The following is a 23,924-nucleotide window of genomic DNA, read 5'->3' on the forward strand; positions in this document are numbered from 1 at the left end:
CTCTCAGGAAGAAAAACCAGCGCCGGAGATTTCCGTCCAGCGTGTAAGATGTCGCCATTTCATGCAGCAGGTAATTCCCCATGAGTTTCAATCTGGCCGACAAATCCCTCGCAGAGCGCGCTGCGCTGGAAGACGAGAAATCCCGACTGTTCGAACTCTGGCAGAACAATCTGGGCAAAGCCAAGGGCGAAGCCGCGCGATTGTTCGGCGAGCGCTCCAAGCGCAAGGGCAAATGGGCCGAGTTCGTGCGCGCCGAGCTGGACGGCATGTCGCCGCCGGAGTTCGCCAACATGGTGCGCAGTGAAGTCAACCGGCTGATGGCGGCCAACAAGTAATCATTCGGTCTTGAAACTGGCGACAATCGCTTCGCGGACTTTCAATACCACCGGGTCGATCTGGGTGTTGGTGCGCCAGCCCAGTTCGATCGGATAGCGTGGCAGCGCCAGCGGGCAGGGCAGCAGTGCCAGCCCGCTCATTGAAGCAATCGCCTGTGCCGCATGGGTCGGGATGGTCGCCACACTGGCGCTGCCCTTGAGCAGGTGCGGCAACGCCGCAAAATGCGTGGTCGAGGCGCAGACCCGGCGAGTCAGCCCCAACGCGGCCAGCCCTTCATCGGTGATTCCGATAAAACCACCCGAGGACACCAGAATGTGCTCCCGGGCGACAAACGCTTCCAGACTGATCTGCTGCTGACCGGGCGCAAGGCTCGTCGGGTCCACCAGACACGCGTAACCCCCTTCACCCAACACCTGACGGCTGAGCAACCGTTCGGCAAACCCGCCGGCGGTGATCGCCAGGTCGATGCTGCGCTCCATCAAGGCCCGGGCAACGATCTGGCTGTGGGTCTGGCGGAAGATCAGACGCAGCTTCGGCGCTCGGCGGGCGATCTCTTCGATCAGGCGTCGGCCGTAAGCAATCTCGAAATCATCCGACAGCCCCACGGTGACCGAGCGGCCGTCGTAATGATCGGCGGTCGGGTCGACCATCGCCAGGCTCTGCCGACACTTGTTCAGCGCATCACTGACCACCGGTTTCAACTGATTCGCCTTGAGCGTGGGCGCCAACCCTCGACCAGTGCGCACGAACAATTGATCGCCATAGACCTCGCGCAACCGACGCAAAGCCGCGCTGACGGCCGATTGCGTCACGCCCAGACGCAACGCTGCGCGGCTGGCGCTGGACTCTTCATGCAGCGCTTCGAAGACTTTCAGCAGGTTGAGATCGACAGTGGCGATATTCATTGTGTTCATATCATTCAGCAGTGAGTCGGGCTTTATTCATGATCCCGTGGCGCCGGAGAATGAGCAACACCTGAACTTCACGGAGTGACCACCATGCCCAAATCAATCGTTGCCGCCCTGCAGATCGGCGCCTTGCCCGGCGGCAAGGCTGACACCCTGGAACAGATCCTGAGCTGGGAAGCCGCGATCATCGAGTCCGGCGCAGCGCTGGTGGTGATGCCCGAAGCGTTGCTCGGCGGTTATCCGAAAGGCGAGGGCTTCGGCACGCAGTTGGGTTATCGCTTGCCGGAAGGCCGCGAGGCGTACGCCCGTTACTTCGCCAACGCCATCGACGTGCCAGGCGCGGAAACCGAAGCGCTGGCCGGGTTGTCGGCGCGCACTGGCGCCAACCTGGTGATCGGCGTGATCGAGCGGGCCGGCAGCACTTTGCACTGCACCGCGCTGTACTTCGACCCACAGGCCGGTCTGGTGGCCAAGCACCGCAAACTGATGCCCACCGGCACCGAGCGGTTGATCTGGGGCAAGGGCGACGGTTCGACGCTGCCGGTGCTCGACACCCAGGTCGGTAAACTCGGCGCAGTGATCTGCTGGGAAAACATGATGCCGCTGCTGCGCACGGCGATGTACGCCAAGGGCATTGAGGTCTGGTGTGCGCCGACCGTGGATGAACGCGAGATGTGGCAGGTCAGCATGCGCCATATCGCCCATGAAGGGCGCTGCTTTGTGGTCAGCGCCTGTCAGGTCCAGGCTTCACCAAACGAACTGGGCGTTCAGATCGCCAACTGGCCGGCGGACCGGCCGCTGATTGCCGGCGGCAGCGTGATCGTCGGGCCGATGGGTGATGTGCTCGCCGGGCCTCTGCGCGGCGAAGCCGGATTGCTCACCGCCGAGATCGACACCGAAGAGCTGGTGCGGGCCCGTTATGACTACGACGTGGTCGGCCACTATGCACGGCCCGATGTGTTCGAGTTGAGCGTCGACGAGCGGGCGAAACCGGGCGTGCGCTTCACGGTTTGACGGACTGTCGGCGCCGCCATTCTTCACGGGTGATTTCCCAGATTTCCCGTGGGAAACGTCCGCCGACGAAGTTGTCCTCATCGGAGCGGACCAAGCGCATGCCGGTGCGCTCCGAGAGCTTTCGCGAGCCAAGGTTCGGTGCGGCTTTCGGCGCGCGCAGCACCGGTTGATCGAGGGTTTCGAACCAGTACCGGGTGACGACTTCGCTGGCTTCGGTCATCAAGCCCTGGCCCTGCCAGGCCGGGGCAAGCCAGAAGCCACGGTTGTCGTCCGGCCCGATCATCAGGCTGATGTTGCCGATCAATTGCGCCGGTGCCGACTTGAGACGGATCGTCCAGTGCCACTCTTTGCCCGCCGCAATCGCCGGCAGCGCAATGTCACGCAGGTAGGTGAGGGCGCCGTCGTCCGGATACGGCCAGGGCACGAAGGCGTTCAGATAACGCACCACTTCCCAGTGGGGAAATTGCTGCTGGATGGCCTCGGCGTCCGCCAGTTCAAGCGGACGCAAGATCAGCCGTTCGGTGTGCAGCGTGGGGGTGTCTTCCATAAACCTGCGGCTTCCCTGTTTCTGTCAGTGAGCCGTGCAGGCTACCGCATCTTTACCAGGTTGCGGCACTGGCCTTGGGCAGACTGAGCTTGCCGGAATCGACGAAGCGCATGGTGCCAAACACACCGCCCGCCAGTTTGCCGCGCAATACGTAAGGCAGATTGTCGAGGGTTTGGGTCTGGCTCAGACCCAAAGTCTGGCGCAGCACCGAGAACGCCGAAATGCTCACCGGGACGCTGACGATGGCTTCGGAGAACCGTGGAATGGAACCGCTTTGATCGCTGACACCGGAAGCGAACGAATGACCGTTGACGTCAAGGTCCAGCGCAATGCCGTTGTAGTCGATGGCGGTTTCGTTGGGGTTCTGCACCCGCAGCTTGATGGCGAAGCGCACTTCCAGATCCTGGCTCGGCAGCGGTTCGACGCCGACCACGTTGATGTTCACTGGGTCGCGGTTGGGAAACAGCGCACAGGCGCTGAGGGAGAGCAGAAGCAGGGACAGGATGACGGCTTGGATGCGGCGCATTGATGCTCTCTCATTGAAAAAGGGCTGAGCCGTTGCCGGTATCAGCCCTTTTTTCATCGAGCGGACAGGATCAACGGTTCAACTGTGCGACAGCGGCCTTTGATGCGGGTTCAGCTTTGGCCGGTACGTCCGGGTTTTCCATGACCTGAAGGATAGAGGCTTCCGGGTCGAAGTCATCTTCTTCCAGTTCGATGAATTCTTCCGGCAGGAAGATATTCAGCACGATCGCACACAGCGCGCCAACGGTGATCGGCGACTCGAAAATATTGCGCAGCGCCTGCGGCAACTCACGCAGCACTTCCGGCACGGCGGCAATGCCCAGGCCCATACCGAGGGAAATGGCCACGATCAGCATGTTGCGACGATGCAGGCCGGCCTCGGCGAGGATCTTGATCCCGGCCACGGCCACGGTGCCGAACATCACCAGCTCTGCGCCGCCGAGCACCGGTTTCGGCATCAGTTGCAGCACCGCGCCAATCATCGGGAACAGGCCCAGCAACACCAGCAAACCGGCAATGAAGAACGCGACGTAACGGCTGGCCACTCCGGTGAGCTGAATCACCCCGTTGTTCTGGGCGAAGGTCACCATCGGCATGCTGTTGAACACCGCCGCCATGGCCGAGTTGAGGCCATCGGCCAGCAGGCCGGACTTGATTCGGCGGATGTACAGCGGGCCTTTGACTGGCTGCCGGGAAATCATCGAGTTGGCGGTCAGGTCACCGGCAGCTTCGAGCGGCGACACCAGGAAAATCACCGCCACCGGCACAAACGCCACCCAGTCGAAGTTGAAGCCGTACTTGAACGGCACCGGCACGCTCACCACTGGCACTTCCGGCAGATTGGCGAAATCCACGGTGCCCATCAGCCACGCCACCACGTAGCCGAGGGTCAGGCCGATGACGATCGCGCCCAGACGCAGGAACGGCACGTCGACCCGGTTCAGCACCACGATGGTGCCGAGCACCAGCGCCGCCAGGAACACATGGCTGGCCGCGCCCAGATCCGCTGCGCCGAAGCCGCCGGCAATGTCGGTCATCGCCACCTTGATCAGCGACAGGCCCATCAGCGTGATGATGGTGCCGGTCACCACCGGGGTGATCAGCATGCGCAATTTGCCGATGAACTGGCTCAGTACCACTTCGATGAAGGCGGCAAAGAAGCACACGCCGAAGATCGTCGACAGGATCTCATCGGTGCCGCCGCCCCGGGCCTTGACCATGAAGCCGGCGCTGAGAATCACGCTGATAAAGGAAAAACTAGTGCCTTGCAGGCACAGCAGCCCTGAGCCGACCGGGCCGAAACGCTTGGCCTGAACGAACGTGCCAAGGCCGGAAACGAACAGCGCCATGCTGATCAGGTACGGGATTTCGCTTTGCAGACCGAGGGCGCCGCCCATGATCAGGGTCGGGGTGATGATGCCGACGAAGCTGGCCAGCACGTGTTGCAGCGCGGCAAACACCGTGGCGGTGAAGTGCGGACGGTCGTTGAGGCCGTAGATCAAATCGTTGTTGCGCGGGGCTTTTTCAGAGACGGTCATGGTGGTTTGCGTGCCGCAATGCGGGGCCGGGTCGGAAAATGGGTGCGCAGGATGCCGCAAGCGGGGAGCGAGGGCAACGCATTAAAACTGCCCAAAAGGTCAGGTTCGACCAAAGGCTGACAGTAGATCTTCCTCAAACGCCTTCTGCGCATCGCCGGGCACCTGCGCTCGATGGCGGGCCAGATGGAACGCCACTTCAAAGCTCAACTCACCTTCGCGCACCGCTCGCAACAGACCTTTGTCCTGCCATTGGCGCGCGTAATGGTTCGGCAGATAACCGACGTGTTTGCCGGACAGAATGAAGGCGAGGGTGCCTTCGACCTGCTCAGAGCGCGCCGAACACAGCTTGCCCTGAAACGGCTCGTCACTGCGCAGGAACCGATAGGGGTGATCGACCCGGTCGCAGGCCAGCAGCGCTGCGTCATCGGGTGCATCGTCGGTGAACAGCGGATGGCCGGGCGCGCAGTACAAATGCTGGGTTTCGCTGAACAGCTCGCGGTAATCAAAGGCGCTCTGCACCTGGGAGAAATAACCGATGGCCAGGTCCAGCCGCTGTTGCAGCAGCAGGCGCTCCATTTCACCGGGCATGGCGCTGATCAGCTCGATGCGCACGGACTCGTCCCGTTCGCGAAAACGCCGGATCGCCTCAGCCACCCGTTGCAGCACCGATTGATCGACCGCTTCCGACAGGCCCAGGCGCACTTCGCCGATCAAACGCCCGGCGACGCCGTTGGATTGATGACGGAAGGTTTCGATCGAATCAAACAGGCTGCGCGCGGCAATCAGCAGTTGTTCGCCCTTGGGCGTCAGGCTGAAACCACCCTTGCCACGGTTGCACACCCGATAGCCGAGACGGGTCTCAAGCTTGGCCATTTGCTGGCTGATGCTTGACTGGCTCAGCCCCAGTTCGCCTTGGGCAGCGCTGAAACCATTGGACTCGACCACCCCGAGAAACAGGCGCAGCAGCTGCAAATCGACATCGTGGAGTTGACCGAGCATCACATTAGCCTTGGATAAAGTCAGGTTAACAAACTTGATATTTCTGGAATGTATCTGACGGCGCATCCTGAGACCACTTCCTCCGGTCAGGTGTTTCGTCATGGCTCCCTTGTTCAAGCTGTGTTTACCCGCGCTGTTGCTCTCTGTCTCCATCGCCGCCCAGGCCGAGGACAAGACGCTCAACCTCTACAGCTGGGCCGATTACGTGGCGCCGGAAACCCTGCAGCGCTTCGAAAAGGAAACCGGCATTCACGTGCGCTACGACACCTTCGATACCTCCGAAGTACTGGAAACCAAACTGCTTACCGGCGGCAGCGGCTACGACGTGGTGGTGCCGTCATCCAGCGTGCTGGCACGGGGGCTCGCTGCCGGCGCGTTGAAGGAAATCCCTCACGACGGGCTTAAGGGTTACGCCAATCTCGATCCGGACCTGCTGGAAAAACTCGCGGCCGTCGACCCGGGCAATCGCTACGGCGTGTCTTACACCTGGGGCACGCTCGGTCTGGGCATGAACGTCGAAGCGCTTAAGCAACGGCTGCCGGATGTGCCGCTCAACAGTCTCGATCTGCTGTTCAAGCCCGAATACGCCAGCAAGCTCAAGGATTGCGGGATCGCCATTCTCGATTCGCCGCAGGAAGTGATCGGCCTCGCGCTGCACTACCTCGGCAAGGATCCCTACAGCACCGACAAGAACGATCTGGCCGCCGCCGAAGCCTTGTTGCAGAAGTTGCAGCCCTCGGTGCTCTACGTCGCCACCGGCCGGCAGATCAGTGATCTGGCCAACGGCAGCGTGTGCCTGGCGCTGACCTACAACGGTGACGCAAGCATGGCCGCCGATCAGGCGCGCAAGGCCAACAAGCCGTTTGAAGTCGCTTACCGGATTCCGAAAGAAGGCACGCTGGTGTGGCAGGACAACCTGGCCATCCCCAAAGACGCGCCGCACCCGGAGGCCGCTCGGGCCTTCATCGAGTTCATGTTGCGCCCCGAATCCGTGGCGGCGCTGACCAATACGCTGTTTTTCGCCACCGCTAACCAGGCCGCCACGCCGCTGGTGGACGAAGCGGTGCGCAATGATCCGGACATCTACCCCAAACCTGAAGTGCGCGAGCGGCTGTACGCCGACCGCAGCATGAGCCTCAAGGACATGCGTCAGCGCACGCGCTTGTGGACCACTTTCCGTAGCCATCAATAACGCTGGATAAAAACCAAAGGAGCACACCGATGGACGTGCCAATGCAGAACGATCAGGCCCTGACCCGTGACAGCCTCTACGGCACCGCTGCCGAAAGCACCTACGCCGGGATCACCAGTTTCATGCGCCGGCGCTACAGCCGCGACTTGCGCGGCGTGGACGTGGCCGTCAGCGGCGTGCCGTTCGACACCGCCACCAGCAACCGTCCGGGCGCACGTTTCGGGCCTCGGGGGATTCGCGCGGCGTCCACCGGGATTGCCTGGGAACGGCACTGGCCGTGGGCGTTCGACCCGTTCGATCATCTGGCGGTCATCGATTACGGCGATTGCGACTTCGATTACGGCTCGCCGCACACCATTCCGGAAAGCATCGAGGCCCACGCCGAGCACATCCTGAGTTCCGGCAGCGCCATGCTCACCTTTGGTGGCGATCACTTCATCAGCTACCCGCTGCTCAAGGCTCATGCGCGCAAGCACGGCACGTTGTCGCTGATCCACTTCGACGCCCACAGTGACACGTGGCCGGACGAGGGCGGCAAACGGGTCGATCACGGCACCATGTTCTGGCACGCGGCGCGGGAAGGGCTGGTGGATCCGGCGCGCTCGGTGCAGATCGGTTTGCGCACCACCAATGACGATCATCAGGGCTTCCAGGTGCTGGACGCGCGGCAGGTGCATCGCCGTGGCTGCGAGGCGATTGTCGAGGCGATTCGTGCGCGGGTCGGGGACAACCCGGTGTACCTGACGTTCGACATCGACTGCCTGGATCCGGCCTTCGCACCGGGCACCGGGACACCGGTCTGCGGCGGGTTGAGCACGGTGCAGGCACTTGAAATCCTTGGTGGTCTGCGTGGGATCAATCTGGTGGGCATGGACGTGGTGGAAGTGGCCCCGGCCTACGACCACGCAGACGTGACGTCGCTGGCGGCGGCGACGCTGGCCATGGAGATGCTGTGTCTGTACGCAGCGAGGCACAAAGTCGACGCGTGATCGGCTCTGAGCCTGGTGAAAGCTCCTGACAATTTCTGACACCAGGCTCTGCTAAGCTCCGGCAAAATTCCGCACAGAGCCTCACGCCGTGTCACGAACCACTCGTCTACTGACTTTGCTGCAAGTGCTTCGCGGCAAGAAACGCCCGGTCACTGCGGCGACGCTGGCGTCCGAGCTGGAAATCTCCGAGCGCACCCTCTATCGCGACATCGCCGAATTGACGGCGCTCGGCGCGCCGATCCACGGCGAGGCGGGCATTGGTTATGTCTTGCGCAGCGGCCTGTTTCTGCCGCCGCTGATGCTCAACGCCGACGAGACCGAAGCCATCGTCCTGGGCCTGCGCTATGTCGATCAGCGTGGCGACGAGGTCCTGAGCAAAGCCGCAGCGGATGCGCTGGCAAAAATTGCGGCGGTGCTGGATCCCCAGGCCCAGGAGGCGATGCGCAATCCGACGGTCATGCCCGGGCCGCCCGGTTACGGGTTCCCTCAGAACGCGGTGCCGTTGAATGTGTTTCGTCAGGCGATCCGCGATCAGGCCAAGCTGCACATCGATTACGCCGACGCACAACAGGTGCCGAGCCAGCGCTTGATCTGGCCGTTGGCGCTGGGGTTTCTCAACGAGGTGCGGATCATTGTCGCGTGGTGCGAGTTGCGCAGCGCGTATCGCACGTTCCGAACCGACCGGATCTCAGCGGCCAGCCTGCAGGGCGAGCGTTATCCAGGACGTCGCAGCGACCTGCTGCGCACTTGGCAGCGGCAGATGCAACTGGACGAAAACGGACGTTTCACTCCTGACAAAAACTGACGCAGGGCTGTTCTAGGATGGCGTCAGAACCCGAAAACAGGAGCTGCAACCATGTTCCATCCCACCTCTATACTCGCCCCGGCCATCGTTGAGTACATCAACGCCGCCAACGCTCGCGATACGACCCGGGTCGGCAGTTTTTTTGCCGAGGATGCCCACGTGTTCGATGAAGGCAATCATCAGGTCGGCCCGCAGGCCATCGCCCACTGGATGCAAGACACCGCCCGACGCTATCAGCCACGAGTTGAAGTGCTGGGCGTCCAGCAGCGCACCGGCAAAGTGCTGGTGCAAGGGCTGATATCCGGGACGTTTCCCGGCAGCCCGCTGGAATTGCGTTACACCTTTCGCCTCAACGAGCAGGGCAAAATCGCACGGCTGGATATTTCCGTGTAGCCATCGTGGCATACTGCCGCGCATGACTTTCGACTCCCCCCTAAGCGCCTGGCAACATGCCGTCGAGCACAAGGGCTTCATCCAGGATGAAGCCCAGGAGCACGCGGTCTGGGCGTTGCAAAAATGCCATGAAGCCCTGCACGCCGGTGCCCGTTCGGTCACCGGCGTTTACTTGTGGGGGCCAGTCGGGCGCGGCAAGACCTGGCTGATGGACCAGTTCCATCAAAGCCTGCGGGTGCCGGCCCGGCGTCAGCACTTTCATCACTTCATGGGCTGGGTCCATCAGCGCTCGTTTCAACTGACCGGCATCGCCGATCCGCTGCGGGCATTGGCCCGGGAACTGGCGGCCGAAGTGCGGGTGCTGTGCTTCGATGAGTTGTTCGTCAATGACATTGGCGATGCGATCATCCTCGGCCGGTTGTTCCAGGTGATGTTCGACGAAGGCGTGGTGGTGGTCTGCACCTCCAACCTGCCGCCGGATCAGTTGTATGCCGACGGATTCAACCGCGACCGCTTCCTGCCAGCGATCACGGCGATCAAGCAGCATATGCAGGTGGTCGCGGTGAACGGCGCCGAGGACCATCGGTTGCATCCGGGGGCCCTCGAGCAACGCTACTGGGTGGCGGCGCCGGAGCAGGATTGCGCGCTGGCCGGGGTGTTCGACGCGTTGGCGGCCGGGCAGGGCGCGAGCTCCGAGGCGGTGCCGGTCGGCTACCGCGCCTTGAATGTCGTGAAGGCCAGCGAGTCGGTGTTGTGGTGCCGTTACGCCGATCTGTGCGAACAACCGTTCGCGGCCATGGACTTCATCGCGCTGTGCGACAGCTATCGGGCTATTCTGTTGAGCGAGGTGCCGAACCTGAGCGCACAAAAGCGTGAAGGGCGGATCGCCCGTGGCACCGAAGACGGTGCGGAGCGGGTGGTGGCCGGCGATCGCGAGTTGCCGCAACTGTCGGTGCACGATGACGGTGTACGGCGCTTCATCGCGCTGGTCGACGAGTGCTACGACCGCAAGGTGCCGCTGTACATCGAGGCCGATGTGCCGATGGACGCGCTGTACACCGAGGGTTATCTGGAATTCCCGTTCCGCCGGACCCTCAGCCGCTTGCAGGAGATGCAGCTGCAACGCTTTGCCGACACTTGATGCACGGAGGGTGCGACATGACTCAGCCACTGTCCCATCACTTGTTGACCCAGGCTTATCAGAACGCCTGGGCCAACCATCGACTGGCCAAGGCCTGGCGGCAACTCGACGATGCACAACTGGCGGCGCCCAGGGTGAGTTTCTTCCCGAGCCTTCGCCTGACCCTCAATCACATCCTCACCTGCGACTGGTTCTATGTCGATGCGCTGGAGCGCGAGTTGCGTGGTGATGAGCCGCATCCCGATTGCTATGTGTTTTTCAACGTGGATGAACCCTTCACCGAGGCGCAGGCCTTGCGCCGTGAGCAGGCCCATGTCGATCGCCGCTTGATCGCTTATTGCGAGCAGCTGCGCGATGCCGATCTGGGGCGCATCGTCACCATCGCCCGCGACACGCCGCAGCACGACAGCCGTCTGCGGATGATTTCGCACCTGTTTGAACACCAGATCCACCATCGTGGTCAGGTCCACGCCATGCTCAGCGGCACACCGGTGAAACCGCCGCAACTGGATGAGTTCTTCTGTGTCGGCGAGTCCGGCTTGCGGGCCGAGGATTTCGCCGAACTGGGCTGGACGGAAGAACTGATCTGGGGCCACTGAAACGGCCGGGTTGTGGCCGGGGGCTGCCTCGCGCTAAGGTCGGACAGCCTATCAGTGCGTATCAAACGTGCCGGGGCCCCGTGCGATCGAGGAAGGAAATGGATTCCGCAGAGATTCTTGTGCTTCAAGCCAGCTATACCAATCCGGTGCATGCCGAGGCCATCGGTGTGGTGCTCAATCATTACGCCGAAGACCCGATGGGCGGCGGCCATCCGATTGCCCCTGAACTGTTGCAGCAACTGCCCGCAGAACTGGCCAAGCGGCCACACGCGTTCAGTGTCCTGGCCTTTGTCGGCGGCGAACCGGCAGGGCTGGTGAACTGCTTTGAAGGGTTTTCGACCTTTGCCTGCAAGCCGCTGGTCAACGTCCATGACGTGTCGGTGGTGACGAAGTTTCGAGGCCTGGGGCTGAGCCAGAAAATGCTGCGCAAGGTCGAGGACATCGCCCGTCAGCGCGGGTGCTGCAAGATCACCCTGGAAGTGCTCGAAGGTAACGCCGTGGCCCAGGGTTCCTACGCCAAATTCGGTTTTGCTCCGGGCATGTTCGACCCGAGTCACGGGCGCATGCTGTTCTGGATCAAGGAATTGCAGGCATAAAAAAAGGCGCCCGAAAAGGGCGCCCAACTGTCATCTGCGAAGCCAGAGCGGAGCCATCGCAGGTCCATCGGTAAACCTGTCTACATCAAGGACGGTAGTGCTCGGTGACCTGTGCGGTCTGGTCGTCCGGGACGCGAAGCTCGTTGGCTTTCGTGTCTGTCTGCTGGCTTTGTTCGGTGTGGACCGGGAAGTTTTCCCAGTGATATCGCATCCGCTCGGCACCGCCCTCGGCGAAAGCGCCGGCGGATGCAATAGCGAGTAGACCGGCAAGGATTGCAGTCGTGGTTTTCATGGTGCCTCCTACGAAAAAAGTCGGAGCCGTTCATCCATGAATCAGAACCTCGGGGCGCAGTGTCCGTCGAGGGCATTAACCAAGGGTTAACGCGCGTTCCGTGCAGGTTTTACCGAATGTTTCCAAGGGTGGCGGACGAAGGCTGCACGCGCCGCTGACGCGTGCAGCTCGCGGGGAAGGGCGTCAGAGTTTCCAGTCGAGGCTCAGCGTCACCGTGCGCGGATCGCCCCAGAACACGCCGTTGTAGAAGCCGACGTTGTCGTAATACTTCTTGTCAAACAGGTTGTCGACGTTCAGCGATGCCGACAGGTGTTTGTCGAACTCGTAACGCGACATCAGCTTGACCACCGAATAGGCGCCCTGACTGATTCGTGTCCGTTCGGTGATGACCCGGCCATTGGCACCGCGTCCGACCGGGCGGTTGGAATTGCCGTAGACGTCACTCTGCCAGTTCACCGCGCCACCCACGGTCAGGGCGCTCCAGTCGCCGGGCAAGCGATACGCGGTGGAGAGGCGGAGCATGTTCAGCGGCTGGTTGGTGTTGGTGCGGTTTTTCTCGCCGTTGAGCGCGTGGGTGTAGGTGTACCCGGCGGTCATGTTCCAGCCGTCATGGATTTCGCCCGAGAGCTCGGCCTCAAAACCGTTGACCTTGTTGCCTTTGCCGCCGCTCTTGTAGAACTCCTCACCGGTGACCGGATCCGGTGGTACCGAGTCGTCGAGTTCGGCGACGTTGTCCTGCTTGCTCCAGAACACGGCCGTGGCCAGGTTCAGGCGCTCGTCCAGCAGGCTGCCCTTGAGGCCTATTTCATAGTTGCTGCCAACCACCGGCTCAAGGAATTTGCGATTGGCGTCGCGGTATTCCTGAGGGTTGAAGATGTCGGTGTAGCTGGCATACACGGTGTATTCGGGCGTCAAGTCGTAGAGCAGCCCCGCGTATGGCGTCCACATATCGTTGTGTTGCTGGCGGCTGGCGTCGACCGCGCTCACTTGCCGATTGTCGTCATACGTATTGTCGGCTTTTGACGCCTTCCAGCTGCCATAACGACTGCCGAGTACCGCATGCAAGTCATCGGTGAAACTCAGGCGAGTGGCCAGATATCCGGCTTTCTGGCGGGTGCTGGAGGTGGAGCCGGTCAAACCTGTGACGGTGTCGGGGAATTTGGCGATATCGCCCATGTATTTCCAGTCGCGAATCCGCCCGTAACCCGGTGGAAACGTGCCGTCGATCGTATAAGGGGAGCGCTCGCTGCGCTCGGCCTCGCCATAACCGAACATCATTTCGTGTTCGCGGCCGAACAGCGCATAGGGGCCCGACACGTTGAAGTCATAGGTCTTCATTTTTTGCGTGCCGATCATGTGTGATATGTAGGCCGCCATCCCGCTGCGGTCGTCTGCGGGAAAACCGGTGCCGCCGTAGTAGACCTTGCCGTCGGTATCGCTCTGGCGATGGGTGTACGCCGCTTTCAAGTGCCAGCCGCCCGCCAGTGCCTGATCGAGGGTAGCGAAAGCGGTCTTGTCCTTGATCGGCCAGGAACTCCATGACGTTGCCATGTTGGTCGAGCGGCCCAGACCGGCCTTGCCGCCGTCGGCATTCCAGTAGGGCACCGTGCCCCATGAGCTGCCTTGTACATGCTTGTTCTGATAGTCATAGCCGACCGCGAGCACGGTCGATTCCGTCAGGTCGCCTTCGAGAATGCCGTAGCCGACTTCCCGTTGCAGCGCGTAATGGTCGCGAATTGACTGGCTGTCGCGATACGCCAGCACGCTGCGTCCGCGCAAACGGCCGTCGAAAGCAAGCGGGCCGCCCACGTCCACGTAGCTGTAGTAATCGTCATAACTGCCGCCGCTGACCCCGGCCAGCGCCTGCAATTGCGCGGTAGGGCGCTTGCGCACCATGTTGATGGTGGCCGAAGGATCACCTGCGCCGGTGGTCAGGCCGGTGGCACCCCGTACCACTTCGATGCGGTCGTAAATGATCGTGTCGGAATCTGACTTCATCCGGCTGAAGGTGTTGAGCATCCCGTCGATCTGGAAGTTGTTGATCGAGTAGCCGCGAGACGAATAGTTGACCCGGTCTGAATCGTAATGCTGAACCACAACGCCCGTGGTCTGGCTCATGGCTTCGGACAATGTACCGAGCTTGAAATCATCCATCTGCTGGCGGGTCACCACGGACACCGATTGCGGGGTTTCCTTGATCGACAGGTTCAACCGCGTGGCCGTGCTCATGGCGCCGGTGGTGTAGGAAGCGGTGTCTTCAGTCGTACTGCCCAAGCCTTGGGCGGTGACGTTGGTGGAGGCCAGCTCGAGTGCCGGAGCGGCGGCCTCGGGCTGTTTTTTGGCGTCGGTTTCAGCCAGCAGATCCGGGCTCAATGCAGCACTGCACAGGCCCAGGGTGAGGGTCATGGAACGGGTGATGGGCGCGAACATCGCAGCCGACTCCTTGTCTTCGAGAGAAAATTTCCTTTGGTTCAAAGACGAAGAGGGGGAGTGCGATTTAGTAACAAACGAGAAATATTGTCATTTCGAGGTATTGCGACAGCATGAAAAAAAGGGCCGTTTCCGGCCCTTTTCAGGTTATTGCTTGACGACTTCCTTCGGCGCTTCGTCGGGCTTTTTCGGCTTCATCAGGCTGAAGTCGATCAAGGCTCGCTGTTCACGTTCGTAAGGGTTGCCGATCAGCAACGGACGCTGTTTGAAGCTGTCGCTGACCACGCTTTTGCTGCGGTCCAGTTCATCGAAGCTCAAACCCGCCAGGTCTGCCCAGGTGTGGATCAGGTGCGCGCTGCTGTAAGGCCGGCTCAAGTCAGCGGCGAAACTCCAGTCGTGGTTTTCACGCCACTTCGGCGATGCCCACGCCATGAACGGAATGGTGTACATCGGCGCGGTCGGTTTGTTTTCGTTACGGCCCAGGGTGTTGTGGCCCGCCGAGTCGAACACGTCTTCACCGTGGTCGGAGAGGTACAGCAGGAAGCCGTTCGGATCGGACTTGGCGTAGTCCTTGATCAGGCTCGAGACCACGAAGTCGTTGTACAGCACTGCGTTGTCATAGCTGTTGTAGGTCGGCACCTGATCGTCACGCACACCGGCCGGCACGCCGTTGCGGTCCTGGAACTTGTCGAAGGTCGGTGGATAACGGTACTGGTAGCTCATGTGCGTGCCGAGCAAGTGCACAACGATCAGCTTGCGCGGTGCCGGATCGGTCAGAGCCTTGTTGAACGGCTCGATCACATCACCGTCGTATTGCGCGGCGTTCTGGTTGCGGTTGTTGTTCAGGTACACCTGCTCGTCGGCCTGTTCGGAGAAGGTCGTGAGCATGGTGTTGCGCTTGGTCATGGTCTGCTGGTTGGTGATCCAGAACGTCTTGTAGCCGGCCTGTTTCATCATGCTGACCAGCGAAGGCGTGGACAGGTACAGATCCGGGTTCTCTTCGTCGGCGAAGGTCAACACCTGCTGCAACGCCTCGATGGTGTACGGGCGCGGGGTGACGACGTTATCGAAGACCGAGAGTTGATCCTTGAGCTTGTCCAGTTCCGGCGTGGTCTTGCGCTGATAGCCATAGAGGCTCATGCGCTGACGGTTGGTCGACTCGCCGATCACCAGCACCAGGGTCGCAGGCTGATTGGCGCCAGCGTCCTTGAGGTTGTGCAGCGGCGGGATCTTGCTCGCGCTGTCGAGCATGCCCTGCATTTCGCCCAGGGTCTCGAGGTAACGGTGATAGGCCACGGCCATCTGCCAAGGCACGGCCGGTTCGATGCGGGTTTCGAATTTCTCGAAACCGCCGGCGAAACTGCCGGTGCGCTGGGTCTGCTTGATCAGCGGATAACCGACCACCGCGATCAGAATCGCCATGGCTGCCACGAAGGCCCGGCCGCGCGGCATGTAGACCGGACGCAGGCGGGTCCACAGGAAGTAGGCGAACGCCGTGTGAGCGAGGAACGCAGGGATCATCCACCAGGCAAAGTACTGGGTCATGTACTCGCCAGCTTCCGACACGTTCGACTCGAACATGATGAAGATGACGCTCTGGGAGAATTCCTGCTGATAAATGAAGAAGTAACCCAGACTGGCCATCGAGCAGGCCCACAACACCACGCCGATCAGGGCGGCGAGCAGACGGGTGCGTTTGGGGAACAGCAGCATCGGTGCCAGCCACACCGCGCTCATCACGAACGCCTGGCGGAAGCCGGAGAATCCGGAGGTGCCGGTCAGCTGGATCAGCAGTTGAGTGATACCGGAGAAGTACCAGAAGAAAACAAACAGCCAGAGGAACCCGGCCCAGTCAAAACCTGCCGCAGCAGTTTTGCTGCGTTTGAACAATGCCATTCAGCACTCCAACTCGATCACCATTACCACCGCCGGGACGTTTCATGAACCAGAGCATGAAAACCGACGAACGGAAGCCGCGCGCAGACACGCACGACAGAATGGGCCGGAGTATCAACAAGCGAATGTGAAAACTTCGTTAGTTGCCGCAAATGGCAGAGAGCGGATCATGTCGGGAACAGCAGGGCAGCGGTTCCCGGATCAGGCGGGCGGTCAGGCGTGGGGTAAGCGCTGTACGCGGGGCAGAGGCTGCGGCTCAAGGCCCTGGGTCATCAGGCGCAATTGTGCCAACTCTTGTTTAAGCTGGTCGCGTTCGTCTTTCAACTGACGCAGTTCATCGCGACGGATCGTGACATACAGGGTTTGTGGCGGCATTGCTGTGTGTACTGTGCCCATTGCTCACCTCGCAAATGGCGTGTCTCAACTGCAGGTCAGCCCCGGTTTCGAGCCTTGACCTGCTATCGGCGCCGATTTTGGTTTCTTTTGCCCGCGAATGGAACTTTTTTATTTTTCATGGTCGTTGTGTCTTCGGCACGTTTCCCGACGTTATCAGTCTGGATCGGGCACAATGCCCGGAAACTTCACACCGACGCTCTGGACTAACCTCCATGAGAGCGTTGGGCTATAACCTTTGACACACTTTTATTTGTAGTAAGGAGCATCAGCACATGCAACTCGGGATTATTGGACTGGGCCGCATGGGCGGCAATATTGCACGGCGTCTGATGCTCAACGGTCACACCACCGTTGTTTACGACCGCAATACCGCCTTTGTCGACACCCTGGCCGCCGAGGGCTCTACCGGAGTCGCCGATCTTCCTGCACTGGTCGCAGGCCTGGCCAAGCCGCGTGCCGTGTGGGTCATGCTGCCGGCCGGCGCGCCGACCGAAGACACCATCGAAACCCTGAGCACTCTGCTCGAGGCGGGCGACACCATCATCGATGGTGGCAACACCAACTATAAGGACGACATCCGCCGGGCCAAGACCCTGGCCGAGAAAGGCCTGCACTACATCGACGTCGGCACCTCCGGCGGCGTCTGGGGCCTGGAGCGTGGCTACTGCATGATGATCGGTGGCGATGCCGAGACCGTTAAGCGTCTGGACCCGCTGTTCGCCGCTCTCGCGCCGGGCATGGGCGACATCCCGCGCACCAAGGACCGCAAGTCCGATGACTCGCGTGCCGAGCACGGCTACATCCATGCCGGTCCTGCCGGCGCCGGTCACTTCGTGAAGATGATCCACAACGGTATCGAGTACGGCATGATGGCGGCCTTCGCCGAAGGCTTCGACATCCTCAAGACCAAGTCCAGCGAGCGCCTGCCGGAAGATCAGCGTTTCGACCTGAACGTGGCCGACATCGCCGAAGTCTGGCGTCGTGGCAGCGTGGTGTCGTCCTGGTTGCTCGACCTGACCGCCGACGCCCTGGCCAGCGATCCGAAACTGGACGGTTTCTCGGGCTCCGTGGCTGACAGCGGCGAAGGCCAATGGACCATCGAAGCTGCAATGGAACAAGCGGTGCCGGTCCCGGTGCTGTCCAACTCGCTGTTCTCGCGCTACCGCTCCCGCGGCCAGGGCACCTTCGGCGACAAGATCCTCTCGGCCCAGCGTTTCGGTTTCGGTGGCCACGTGGAGACGCCTAAGAAATGACCCATACGATCCGCAGGAAATCCAAGGCAGACCCCGCGCCACCGACCACGCTGTTTCTGTTCGGTGCCCACGGTGATCTGGTCAAGCGCCTGCTCATGCCGGCGCTGTACAACCTGAGTCGCGACGGCCTGTTGGATGATGGCCTGCGGATCGTCGGCGTTGATCACAACGCCATCACGGATGAAGCCTTCGCCAAAAAGCTTGAAGACTTCATCCGCACCGAAGTGGCGGCGAAGGTCGGCAAGGGCGATCAGATACTTGATCCGGCCTTGTGGGCCAAGCTCGCCAAAGGTATCAGCTACGTCCAGGGCGACTTCCTGGACGACAGCACTTATTCCGCGCTGGCGGCGAAAATCGCTGACAGCGGCACTGGCAATGCGGTGTTCTATCTGGCCACCGCGCCGCGTTTCTTCAGCGAAGTGGTGCGCCGTCTTGGCGCTGCGCGTTTGCTGGAGGAAACCCCCGAAGCTTTCAGAAGGGTAGTGATCGAAAAACCGTTCGGCTCCGACCTGCAGACCGCCGAGGCGTTGAACGCCTGCCTGCTCAAGGTCATGTCGGAAAAGCAGATCTACCGGATCGATCACTATCTGGGCAAGGAAACCGTGCAGAACATTCTGGTCAGCCGGTTCTCCAACAGCCTGTTCGAAGCGTTCTGGAACAATCACTACATCGACCACGTGCAGATCACCGCCGCTGAAACCGTTGGCGTCGAGACCCGTGGCAGTTTTTACGAACACACCGGCGCCCTGCGGGACATGGTGCCCAATCACCTGTTCCAGTTGCTGGCGATGGTGGCGATGGAGCCACCGGCCGCATTCGGCGCCGATGCGGTACGGGGCGAGAAGGCCAAGGTGGTCGGGGCGATCCGCCCGTGGACCACTGAAGAGGCGCGGGCCAACTCGGTACGCGGTCAGTACAGCGCTGGCGAAATCGACGGCAAACCACTGGCCGGTTATCGCGAAGAAGCCAACGTGTCACCCGAAAGCACCACCGAAACCTACGTGGCACTCAAGGTGATGATCGACAACTGGCGCTGGGTTGGCGTGCCGTTCTACCTGCGCACCGGCAAGCGTATGAGCGTGCGCGACACCGAGATCGTCATCTGCTTCAAACCGGCGCCGTATGCGCAGTTCCGTGACACCGAGGTCGATGAGTTGCAGCCGACCTACCTGCGCATCCAGATCCAGCCCAACGAAGGCATGTGGTTCGACCTGCTGGCGAAACGGCCGGGGCCGGCGCTGAACATGGCCAACATCGAACTGGGCTTCGCCTACAAGGATTTCTTCGAAATGCAGCCGTCCACCGGCTACGAAACGCTGATCTACGACTGCCTGACCGGTGACCAGACGCTGTTCCAGCGCGCCGACAACATCGAGAACGGCTGGCGTGCGGTGCAACCGTTCCTCGATGCCTGGCAACAGGACGCGAGCGTGCAGAGTTATGCCGCGGGCGAAGACGGGCCTCAGGCTGCCGATGATCTGCTGACTCGCGATGGTCGCGTCTGGCATGGTCTCGGATGAGTGAGCCGATCCGTTTTCTGTTGAGCGACATGGACGGCACGCTGTTGCTGCCCGATCACAGTCTCAGTCAGCGCACCATTGATGCCGTTCGTGAGCTGCGTGAGGCGGGCGTGTTGTTCAGCCTCGCCACCGGGCGCCCCCCCAAAGCCATGTTGCAGCAGATCGAAGCCTTGGGCGTCGATCTGCCGACCGCCGCCTTCAACGGCGGCACGATCGTCAACCCGGACGGCAGCATTCTGGTCGCACATTACCTGCCAGCCACGGTAGCGTTGACGGCACTGGCGCTGTTCGCCGATCAGCCGGATGTCGAAATCTGGGTGTTCAGCGGTGGTGACTGGCTGCTCAAGGATCCCCATGGGCCGATGGTCCCGCGTGAGCAGCATGGCCTCGGTTATCCGCCGGTGGTGGTCGACAGTTTCGAGCCGTACCTGGAGCGTATCGACAAGATCGTGGCGACCAGCAACAACACCGAACTGTTGATCGAACTGGAGGCACGTTTGCTGGCGAAGGTCGAGGGCATGGCGCAGGTGTCGCGTTCGCAACCGGTGTATCTGGACGTGACGGCACTCGACGCCAACAAGGGCGCGGCTCTGGCAACTATTGCTGCCCATCTGGGCGTTCCGCTGGCGCAGACTGCAGCGATTGGCGATGGCGGCAACGATCCGGCGATGTTCCATGTCGCCGGCCTGTCGATCGCCATGGGGCAGGCAGAAGACGCCGTGAAGCGTCAGGCGGACGTGGTGACCGGGCCGAACACCGAGGACGGTGTGGCACAGGCCATCGAGAAATACATGTTGTCGCGCTGATCGACGCATAAAACAACGGGAGCCCAAGGGCTCCCGTTGTTGTTTCTACAGCCAGTAACTCACGGCATACCAGCCCAGCAAACCCATCACCACGGTGTAGGGCAACGCCATCCACACCATTCGCCCGTACGACAACCGCACCAGCGGCGCAATCGCGGACGTCAGCAGAAACAGAAACGCAGCCTGACCATTAGGCGTCGCCACGCTCGGCAGATTGGTGCCGGTGTTGATCGCGATGGCCAGCGTCTCGAAGTGTTCACGGCTCATATGGCCGGACAGGAAGGCCTGTTTGACCTCGGTGATGTAGATCGTCGCCACAAACACGTTGTCACTGATCGCCGACAACAGACCGTTGGCGATGAACAGCATCCCCGGTTGCTGCTCGGCGGGCAATGCCAGGACCCACTGAATCAGCGGCACGAACAGTTGCTGATCATGGATCACCGCCACCACGGCAAAAAACACCACCAGCAAGGCTGTAAACGGCATGGCGTCCTTGAACGCGCTGCCCAGTCGATGCTCGTCGGTGATGCCGGTGAAAGCGGTGATCAGCACAATGACCATCAGGCCGATCAGGCCCACTTCGGCGATGTGGAACGCTAGCCCGGCAATCAGGATCAATGCGGCTGCGCCCTGTACCAGCAGCGCGGCACGTTGACGCGGGGTGCGTTCGGCATCGTCTTCGCTGGCGTAATTGGCGAGAACCGCGCGGACGTTGTCCGGCAGCAAGGTGCCGTAGCCGAACCAGCGCAGCTTCTCCAGCAACATACAGGTCAACAGACCGGCCACCAGCACTGGCAGGGAAACCGGCGCGACCTTGAGGAAAAACTCGGCGAAGTGCCAACCCATCTCATGGCCGATCAGCAGGTTCTGCGGCTCGCCAACCAGCGTGCAGACGCCGCCCAGCGCAGTGCCGACGGCGCCATGCATCAGCAGACTGCGCAGGAAAGCGCGAAATTGCTCCAGATCTTCGTGATGCAGCTTGGGCAGGTGTTGGTCGTCGCTGAATTCGCTGTCCTGACGCGGATCGTTACCGGAGGCGACCCGGTGGTAGACCGAATAGAAACCGACGGCGGCGCTGATGATCACGGCGGTCACGGTCAGTGCGTCGAGAAAGGCCGAAAGAAACGCCGACAAGAAGCAGAACATCAGCGCCAGCAGCATCTTCGAACGCACGCCGAGCAGCAGGCGCGAGAACAGAAACAGCAGCAGATCCTTCATGAAGTAGATGCCGGCGACCATGAACATCAGCAGCAGAATCACCGGAAAATTGTGCTGCAACTCTTCGTACAGCGCCTGGGGCGTGGTCATCTTCAACAGCAGGGCTTCGATCAGCAGCAAGCCGCCAGGCATCAGCGGATAGCACTTGAGCGCCATGGCCAGGGTGAAAATGAATTCGATCACCAACAGCCAGCCAGCAGCGACAGGACCTGCCGACCACAGCACCACGGCGTTGAGAATCAGGAACCCGACGATGCACGCCTTGTACCAGCGGGGCGAATGCCCGAGAAAGTTGTGCGCGAACGCCTGGGCCATCGAACCGGACATCGGTTGCTCCTTGCTTTAAGAAGCGCGCAAGTTGCCGTAAGCGTTGAGCAAGATCAAGCGCAGGAGGTTTCGATTTCCGGATTTGCCGTTTTATGGGTTCAGATAACGCACCACCACGGCGCGGTAGTTGCCATCCAGTGAATAACCGCCGACCAGAATTCCACCTTGCGGTTGCAGTGCCAGCGATGTGGCGGTGTCGAGACTGCGGCCCAGTCGCGTACGCAGCCAGCCGTGACCGGCACCGAAACTTTGGTCGAGATGACCGTCGGCCAGATAGCGGGCGACGATGAAATCAGCCTCGACCCCGCCAATCGTCGCGCCTGCCGCGATGAGTCGACCGTCCGGCATGTGTTGCGCAGCACTCCACTGGCAACCGCTGGGACCGATGTCCAGCAGGTTGGGCTGACCGTTGTTGCAGTGCAGGTCTGGGCGACCATTGCTGTGGATTGACAGCGCCATGCACCGGATCGGGTCGCGGCTGCTGCCAAAGCAATGCAAACGGTCCATGGACTGGATGACCTGATTGACCAGCGCACTGTGCCCCTGGGCCTTGAAGGCCAGGAATCCGTCCAGCGCAAAGCGTTCGTCGAGCTGCCCGTCCGGCAGGTAACGTGCAAGCAGGCCTTCCTGGGGGAAGTCGATCGCACCGGCCACCACGATTCGCCCATCCTCTTGCAGCAACAAGCCACCCAGCCAGGTGTTCAGCAGCAAGTGCCGGACCATCACAAAACCTCGACCATTGAAGGTTTCGTCAAGATTACCGGTGGGCGTGACGCGGATCAGCATGCCGACATGGTCGGCCAAAGAGCAGTGGTGGTTGGCAATCAACAGAATATGTCCATCATTCTGGACGGCGAAGTCGCAGGCTTCTGCCCCTGGAACGCCCGGCGGCAGCCAGGTGTCGCGGGTGCCCATGGACAGATCGCCGGGCAGGCGAATGATTTTCCGGCCGTTGTCACCGAAGTCCAGGGCGGGTCGGCCGTGCGCATCGAACAGCGCCAGGGCGGGCAGCGTGCGATGTTCGGATTCGTAATGCAGACCTGCCAGCAGGATTCGCCCGTCAGGCAAGACCTGGAGCTTGCTGCCCGTGGCTTCGAAGCCGGAAGTGAACTGGCCGATCACGCTGCCCTGAAAGCCGAAGCCAAGATCCGCAGAACCATCATCCAGTAGACGCGCCAGGCCGAAACGGCTGCCTTGAGGGGTGACGACCTTGGCGGCGACCAGGATGCGACCTTGCGGGTCGAGCGCTACGTGTTGAGTCAGGCTGGACGTGCTGCCGGCAAAATAAACCTGAGCCACGCCGTTATTGGCAAATGTCTTGTCGAGTTGTCCGGCGTTATTCGCTAGCGCCGGGAGCGCAATAGCGGTCTGGGTTGACATGCATGCTTCTCCTTGCGAGTTGACCGATACCCGGGAGCCGGGTTGGCAACTGCATGAGCGAAACATTCAATCCCTGTAGACGCACAAGTACAACTGACAGAACTAACAGGTGGAGGGTCGTACTGTGCCAGAACAGTGTCTTTTGGAACCAGTCGCAAGCCTGCCAAGCATTCAGGTGCGAAAGTATTTGGGGAAGTTGTACGCGCAGGCTGAAGTTTAAAAAGATTCAGCAACTAACAGAAAAGGGCGGATGGCTCGAAAACCATCCGCATCGCCCTCGAATCAGTGCGGCATCGACCAGGATTGCAGTGCGTAACCCTCGTCGCTCAGTTCAGCGCGAGCCTGTTGCAACAGGTATTCAAGTTGAGCTGGATCGGAATAGGCACTGCTTGGAATGCGGGTGCGACCAATCTGCGAGTTGGTGCGGTCGATAACGGTCAGGCTCAGTTCGCCATTGCCGTCTTGTGGGGCCCAGGCCACGCATTGGAAAGGTTTAAATGCGTGGTTGGCAATCAAAAGAGCTTCGTTGATACGGAGCGGGGCGGTCATGGGATCTTCTCTCTATAGTGCCCAATCAAGTGATGTGCCGTCGGTTGGGCTTACCGTTCGGCGAGTTACTTGTACTGATGCACGCAACCCGCTGGCGGGTCACACCGAATTTGAAGAAATTTCGACTTTCTTACATACAATCAGTCAATCGACAGATTTTGAAAGCCAGGTGAAAGATTCAAGTCGATAGCTAACTAATAAAGCAGCTTCTTATAACTGCTTCCCTTGTACATCTATAAGCAATCGATACAAGGCGCCGTCAAATTCTTGCT

24 protein-coding genes are annotated in these 23,924 nt (G+C 61.0%); 12 read left to right on the forward strand and 12 right to left on the reverse strand.

Going from position 1 to position 23,924, the window contains the following annotated elements; genetic code table 11:
- The first annotated feature begins 80 nt into the window (after window positions 1–80).
- Complete coding sequence (locus tag AC1RME_RS05250) at window positions 81–335, forward strand: hypothetical protein (protein WP_007957535.1); 255 nt, start codon at window positions 81–83, stop codon at window positions 333–335.
- On the opposite strand, the gene AC1RME_RS05255 is transcribed toward AC1RME_RS05250, so the two are convergent.
- Entirely contained in the window at window positions 336–1,250 is a 915-nt protein-coding gene (locus tag AC1RME_RS05255) for a LysR family transcriptional regulator (protein WP_096820294.1), read from the reverse strand. It abuts the gene before it with no gap.
- An 84-nt stretch (window positions 1,251–1,334) separates the two neighbouring features.
- On the opposite strand from AC1RME_RS05255, the gene AC1RME_RS05260 reads away from it, so the two are divergent.
- Entirely contained in the window at window positions 1,335–2,258 is a 924-nt protein-coding gene (locus AC1RME_RS05260) for a carbon-nitrogen hydrolase family protein (RefSeq protein ID WP_096820295.1), read from the forward strand.
- On the opposite strand, the gene AC1RME_RS05265 is transcribed toward AC1RME_RS05260, so the two are convergent.
- The 4 genes from AC1RME_RS05265 to AC1RME_RS05280 form a co-directional block, all read right to left on the reverse strand.
- On the reverse strand, window positions 2,248–2,805 hold the full coding sequence (locus AC1RME_RS05265; RefSeq protein ID WP_096820296.1) for a GNAT family N-acetyltransferase: 558 nt from the start codon (window positions 2,803–2,805) through the stop codon (window positions 2,248–2,250). The two genes, AC1RME_RS05260 and AC1RME_RS05265, sit on opposite strands and share 11 nt — an antisense overlap.
- 52 nt (window positions 2,806–2,857) lie before the next feature.
- On the reverse strand, window positions 2,858–3,331 hold the full coding sequence (locus AC1RME_RS05270) for an LEA/WHy family protein (RefSeq protein WP_096820297.1): 474 nt from the start codon (window positions 3,329–3,331) through the stop codon (window positions 2,858–2,860).
- A gap of 70 nt (window positions 3,332–3,401) precedes the next feature.
- Complete coding sequence (locus AC1RME_RS05275; protein WP_096820298.1) at window positions 3,402–4,868, reverse strand: nucleobase:cation symporter-2 family protein; 1,467 nt, start codon at window positions 4,866–4,868, stop codon at window positions 3,402–3,404.
- A gap of 99 nt (window positions 4,869–4,967) precedes the next feature.
- Window positions 4,968–5,867: a LysR family transcriptional regulator gene (locus AC1RME_RS05280; RefSeq protein WP_096820299.1), complete on the reverse strand. Its 900-nt coding sequence runs from the start codon at window positions 5,865–5,867 to the stop codon at window positions 4,968–4,970.
- A 100-nt stretch (window positions 5,868–5,967) separates the two neighbouring features.
- Here AC1RME_RS05280 and AC1RME_RS05285 point away from each other — a divergent pair, with 100 nt between their 5' ends.
- The 7 genes from AC1RME_RS05285 to AC1RME_RS05315 all read left to right on the forward strand — a co-directional run bounded on the left by AC1RME_RS05285 (window position 5,968) and on the right by AC1RME_RS05315 (window position 11,582).
- Window positions 5,968–7,059 (forward strand): polyamine ABC transporter substrate-binding protein, encoded by a 1,092-nt coding sequence (locus tag AC1RME_RS05285; protein ID WP_493090657.1) that lies wholly within the window; start codon window positions 5,968–5,970, stop codon window positions 7,057–7,059.
- Between the two features lie 29 nt (window positions 7,060–7,088).
- Window positions 7,089–8,048, forward strand: coding sequence for an agmatinase (gene speB, locus AC1RME_RS05290; RefSeq protein ID WP_064381781.1), 960 nt, complete (start codon window positions 7,089–7,091; stop codon window positions 8,046–8,048).
- 88 nt (window positions 8,049–8,136) lie between these two features.
- A complete protein-coding gene (locus tag AC1RME_RS05295) occupies window positions 8,137–8,853 on the forward strand; it encodes a helix-turn-helix transcriptional regulator (protein ID WP_096820301.1) in 717 nt (238 codons plus the stop codon).
- A gap of 51 nt (window positions 8,854–8,904) precedes the next feature.
- Complete coding sequence (locus AC1RME_RS05300) at window positions 8,905–9,246, forward strand: nuclear transport factor 2 family protein (protein WP_096820302.1); 342 nt, start codon at window positions 8,905–8,907, stop codon at window positions 9,244–9,246.
- 22 nt (window positions 9,247–9,268) lie between these two features.
- On the forward strand, window positions 9,269–10,387 hold the full coding sequence (zapE, locus tag AC1RME_RS05305; protein WP_493090659.1) for a cell division protein ZapE: 1,119 nt from the start codon (window positions 9,269–9,271) through the stop codon (window positions 10,385–10,387).
- 17 nt (window positions 10,388–10,404) lie between these two features.
- The gene (locus AC1RME_RS05310) at window positions 10,405–10,986 is read left to right on the forward strand and encodes a DinB family protein (protein ID WP_493070664.1); all 582 of its coding nucleotides are present in this window, start codon (window positions 10,405–10,407) and stop codon (window positions 10,984–10,986) included.
- A gap of 98 nt (window positions 10,987–11,084) precedes the next feature.
- Window positions 11,085–11,582 carry a GNAT family N-acetyltransferase gene (locus AC1RME_RS05315; protein WP_096820305.1) on the forward strand — a complete coding sequence of 166 codons (498 nt, stop codon included), beginning with the start codon at window positions 11,085–11,087 and terminating at the stop codon, window positions 11,580–11,582.
- Window positions 11,583–11,667: 85 nt separating this feature from the next.
- Here AC1RME_RS05315 and AC1RME_RS05320 read toward each other — a convergent pair whose 3' ends face one another.
- From AC1RME_RS05320 to AC1RME_RS05335, 4 genes are all read right to left on the reverse strand, one after another.
- Window positions 11,668–11,874 (reverse strand): DUF2790 domain-containing protein, encoded by a 207-nt coding sequence (locus AC1RME_RS05320; protein ID WP_096820306.1) that lies wholly within the window; start codon window positions 11,872–11,874, stop codon window positions 11,668–11,670.
- A gap of 183 nt (window positions 11,875–12,057) precedes the next feature.
- The gene (locus AC1RME_RS05325; RefSeq protein WP_096820307.1) at window positions 12,058–14,304 is read right to left on the reverse strand and encodes a TonB-dependent siderophore receptor; all 2,247 of its coding nucleotides are present in this window, start codon (window positions 14,302–14,304) and stop codon (window positions 12,058–12,060) included.
- A gap of 147 nt (window positions 14,305–14,451) precedes the next feature.
- Complete coding sequence (locus AC1RME_RS05330) at window positions 14,452–16,200, reverse strand: phosphoethanolamine transferase CptA (RefSeq protein WP_096820308.1); 1,749 nt, start codon at window positions 16,198–16,200, stop codon at window positions 14,452–14,454.
- 213 nt (window positions 16,201–16,413) lie between these two features.
- Window positions 16,414–16,596: a DUF6026 family protein gene (locus AC1RME_RS05335; RefSeq protein ID WP_096820309.1), complete on the reverse strand. Its 183-nt coding sequence runs from the start codon at window positions 16,594–16,596 to the stop codon at window positions 16,414–16,416.
- Window positions 16,597–16,868: 272 nt separating this feature from the next.
- Between AC1RME_RS05335 and gnd the strand changes: the two genes are divergently transcribed.
- Genes gnd through AC1RME_RS05350 form a run of 3 tightly spaced genes read left to right on the forward strand, consistent with a single transcriptional unit; the run spans window position 16,869 to window position 20,175 of the window.
- A complete protein-coding gene (gene gnd, locus AC1RME_RS05340; RefSeq protein WP_096820310.1) occupies window positions 16,869–17,849 on the forward strand; it encodes a phosphogluconate dehydrogenase (NAD(+)-dependent, decarboxylating) in 981 nt (326 codons plus the stop codon).
- Window positions 17,846–19,369, forward strand: a complete 1,524-nt coding sequence (zwf, locus tag AC1RME_RS05345; RefSeq protein ID WP_096820311.1) for a glucose-6-phosphate dehydrogenase — start codon at window positions 17,846–17,848, stop codon at window positions 19,367–19,369. Before gnd ends, zwf begins: the two co-directional genes overlap by 4 nt.
- Window positions 19,366–20,175: an HAD family hydrolase gene (locus AC1RME_RS05350; RefSeq protein WP_096820312.1), complete on the forward strand. Its 810-nt coding sequence runs from the start codon at window positions 19,366–19,368 to the stop codon at window positions 20,173–20,175. Before zwf ends, AC1RME_RS05350 begins: the two co-directional genes overlap by 4 nt.
- 45 nt (window positions 20,176–20,220) lie before the next feature.
- Here the strand turns inward: AC1RME_RS05350 and nhaB are convergent, their stop codons facing one another.
- From nhaB to AC1RME_RS05365, 3 genes are all read right to left on the reverse strand, one after another.
- A complete protein-coding gene (gene nhaB / locus AC1RME_RS05355) occupies window positions 20,221–21,723 on the reverse strand; it encodes a sodium/proton antiporter NhaB (RefSeq protein WP_096820313.1) in 1,503 nt (500 codons plus the stop codon).
- A 90-nt stretch (window positions 21,724–21,813) separates the two neighbouring features.
- The gene (locus AC1RME_RS05360; RefSeq protein WP_096820314.1) at window positions 21,814–23,103 is read right to left on the reverse strand and encodes a hypothetical protein; all 1,290 of its coding nucleotides are present in this window, start codon (window positions 23,101–23,103) and stop codon (window positions 21,814–21,816) included.
- A 282-nt stretch (window positions 23,104–23,385) separates the two neighbouring features.
- Window positions 23,386–23,652, reverse strand: a complete 267-nt coding sequence (locus AC1RME_RS05365) for a hypothetical protein (RefSeq protein WP_096820315.1) — start codon at window positions 23,650–23,652, stop codon at window positions 23,386–23,388.
- Between the last annotated feature and the right edge of the window lie 272 nt (window positions 23,653–23,924).

The organism is Pseudomonas sp. GW822-FHT03F08 (assembly GCF_058801265.1).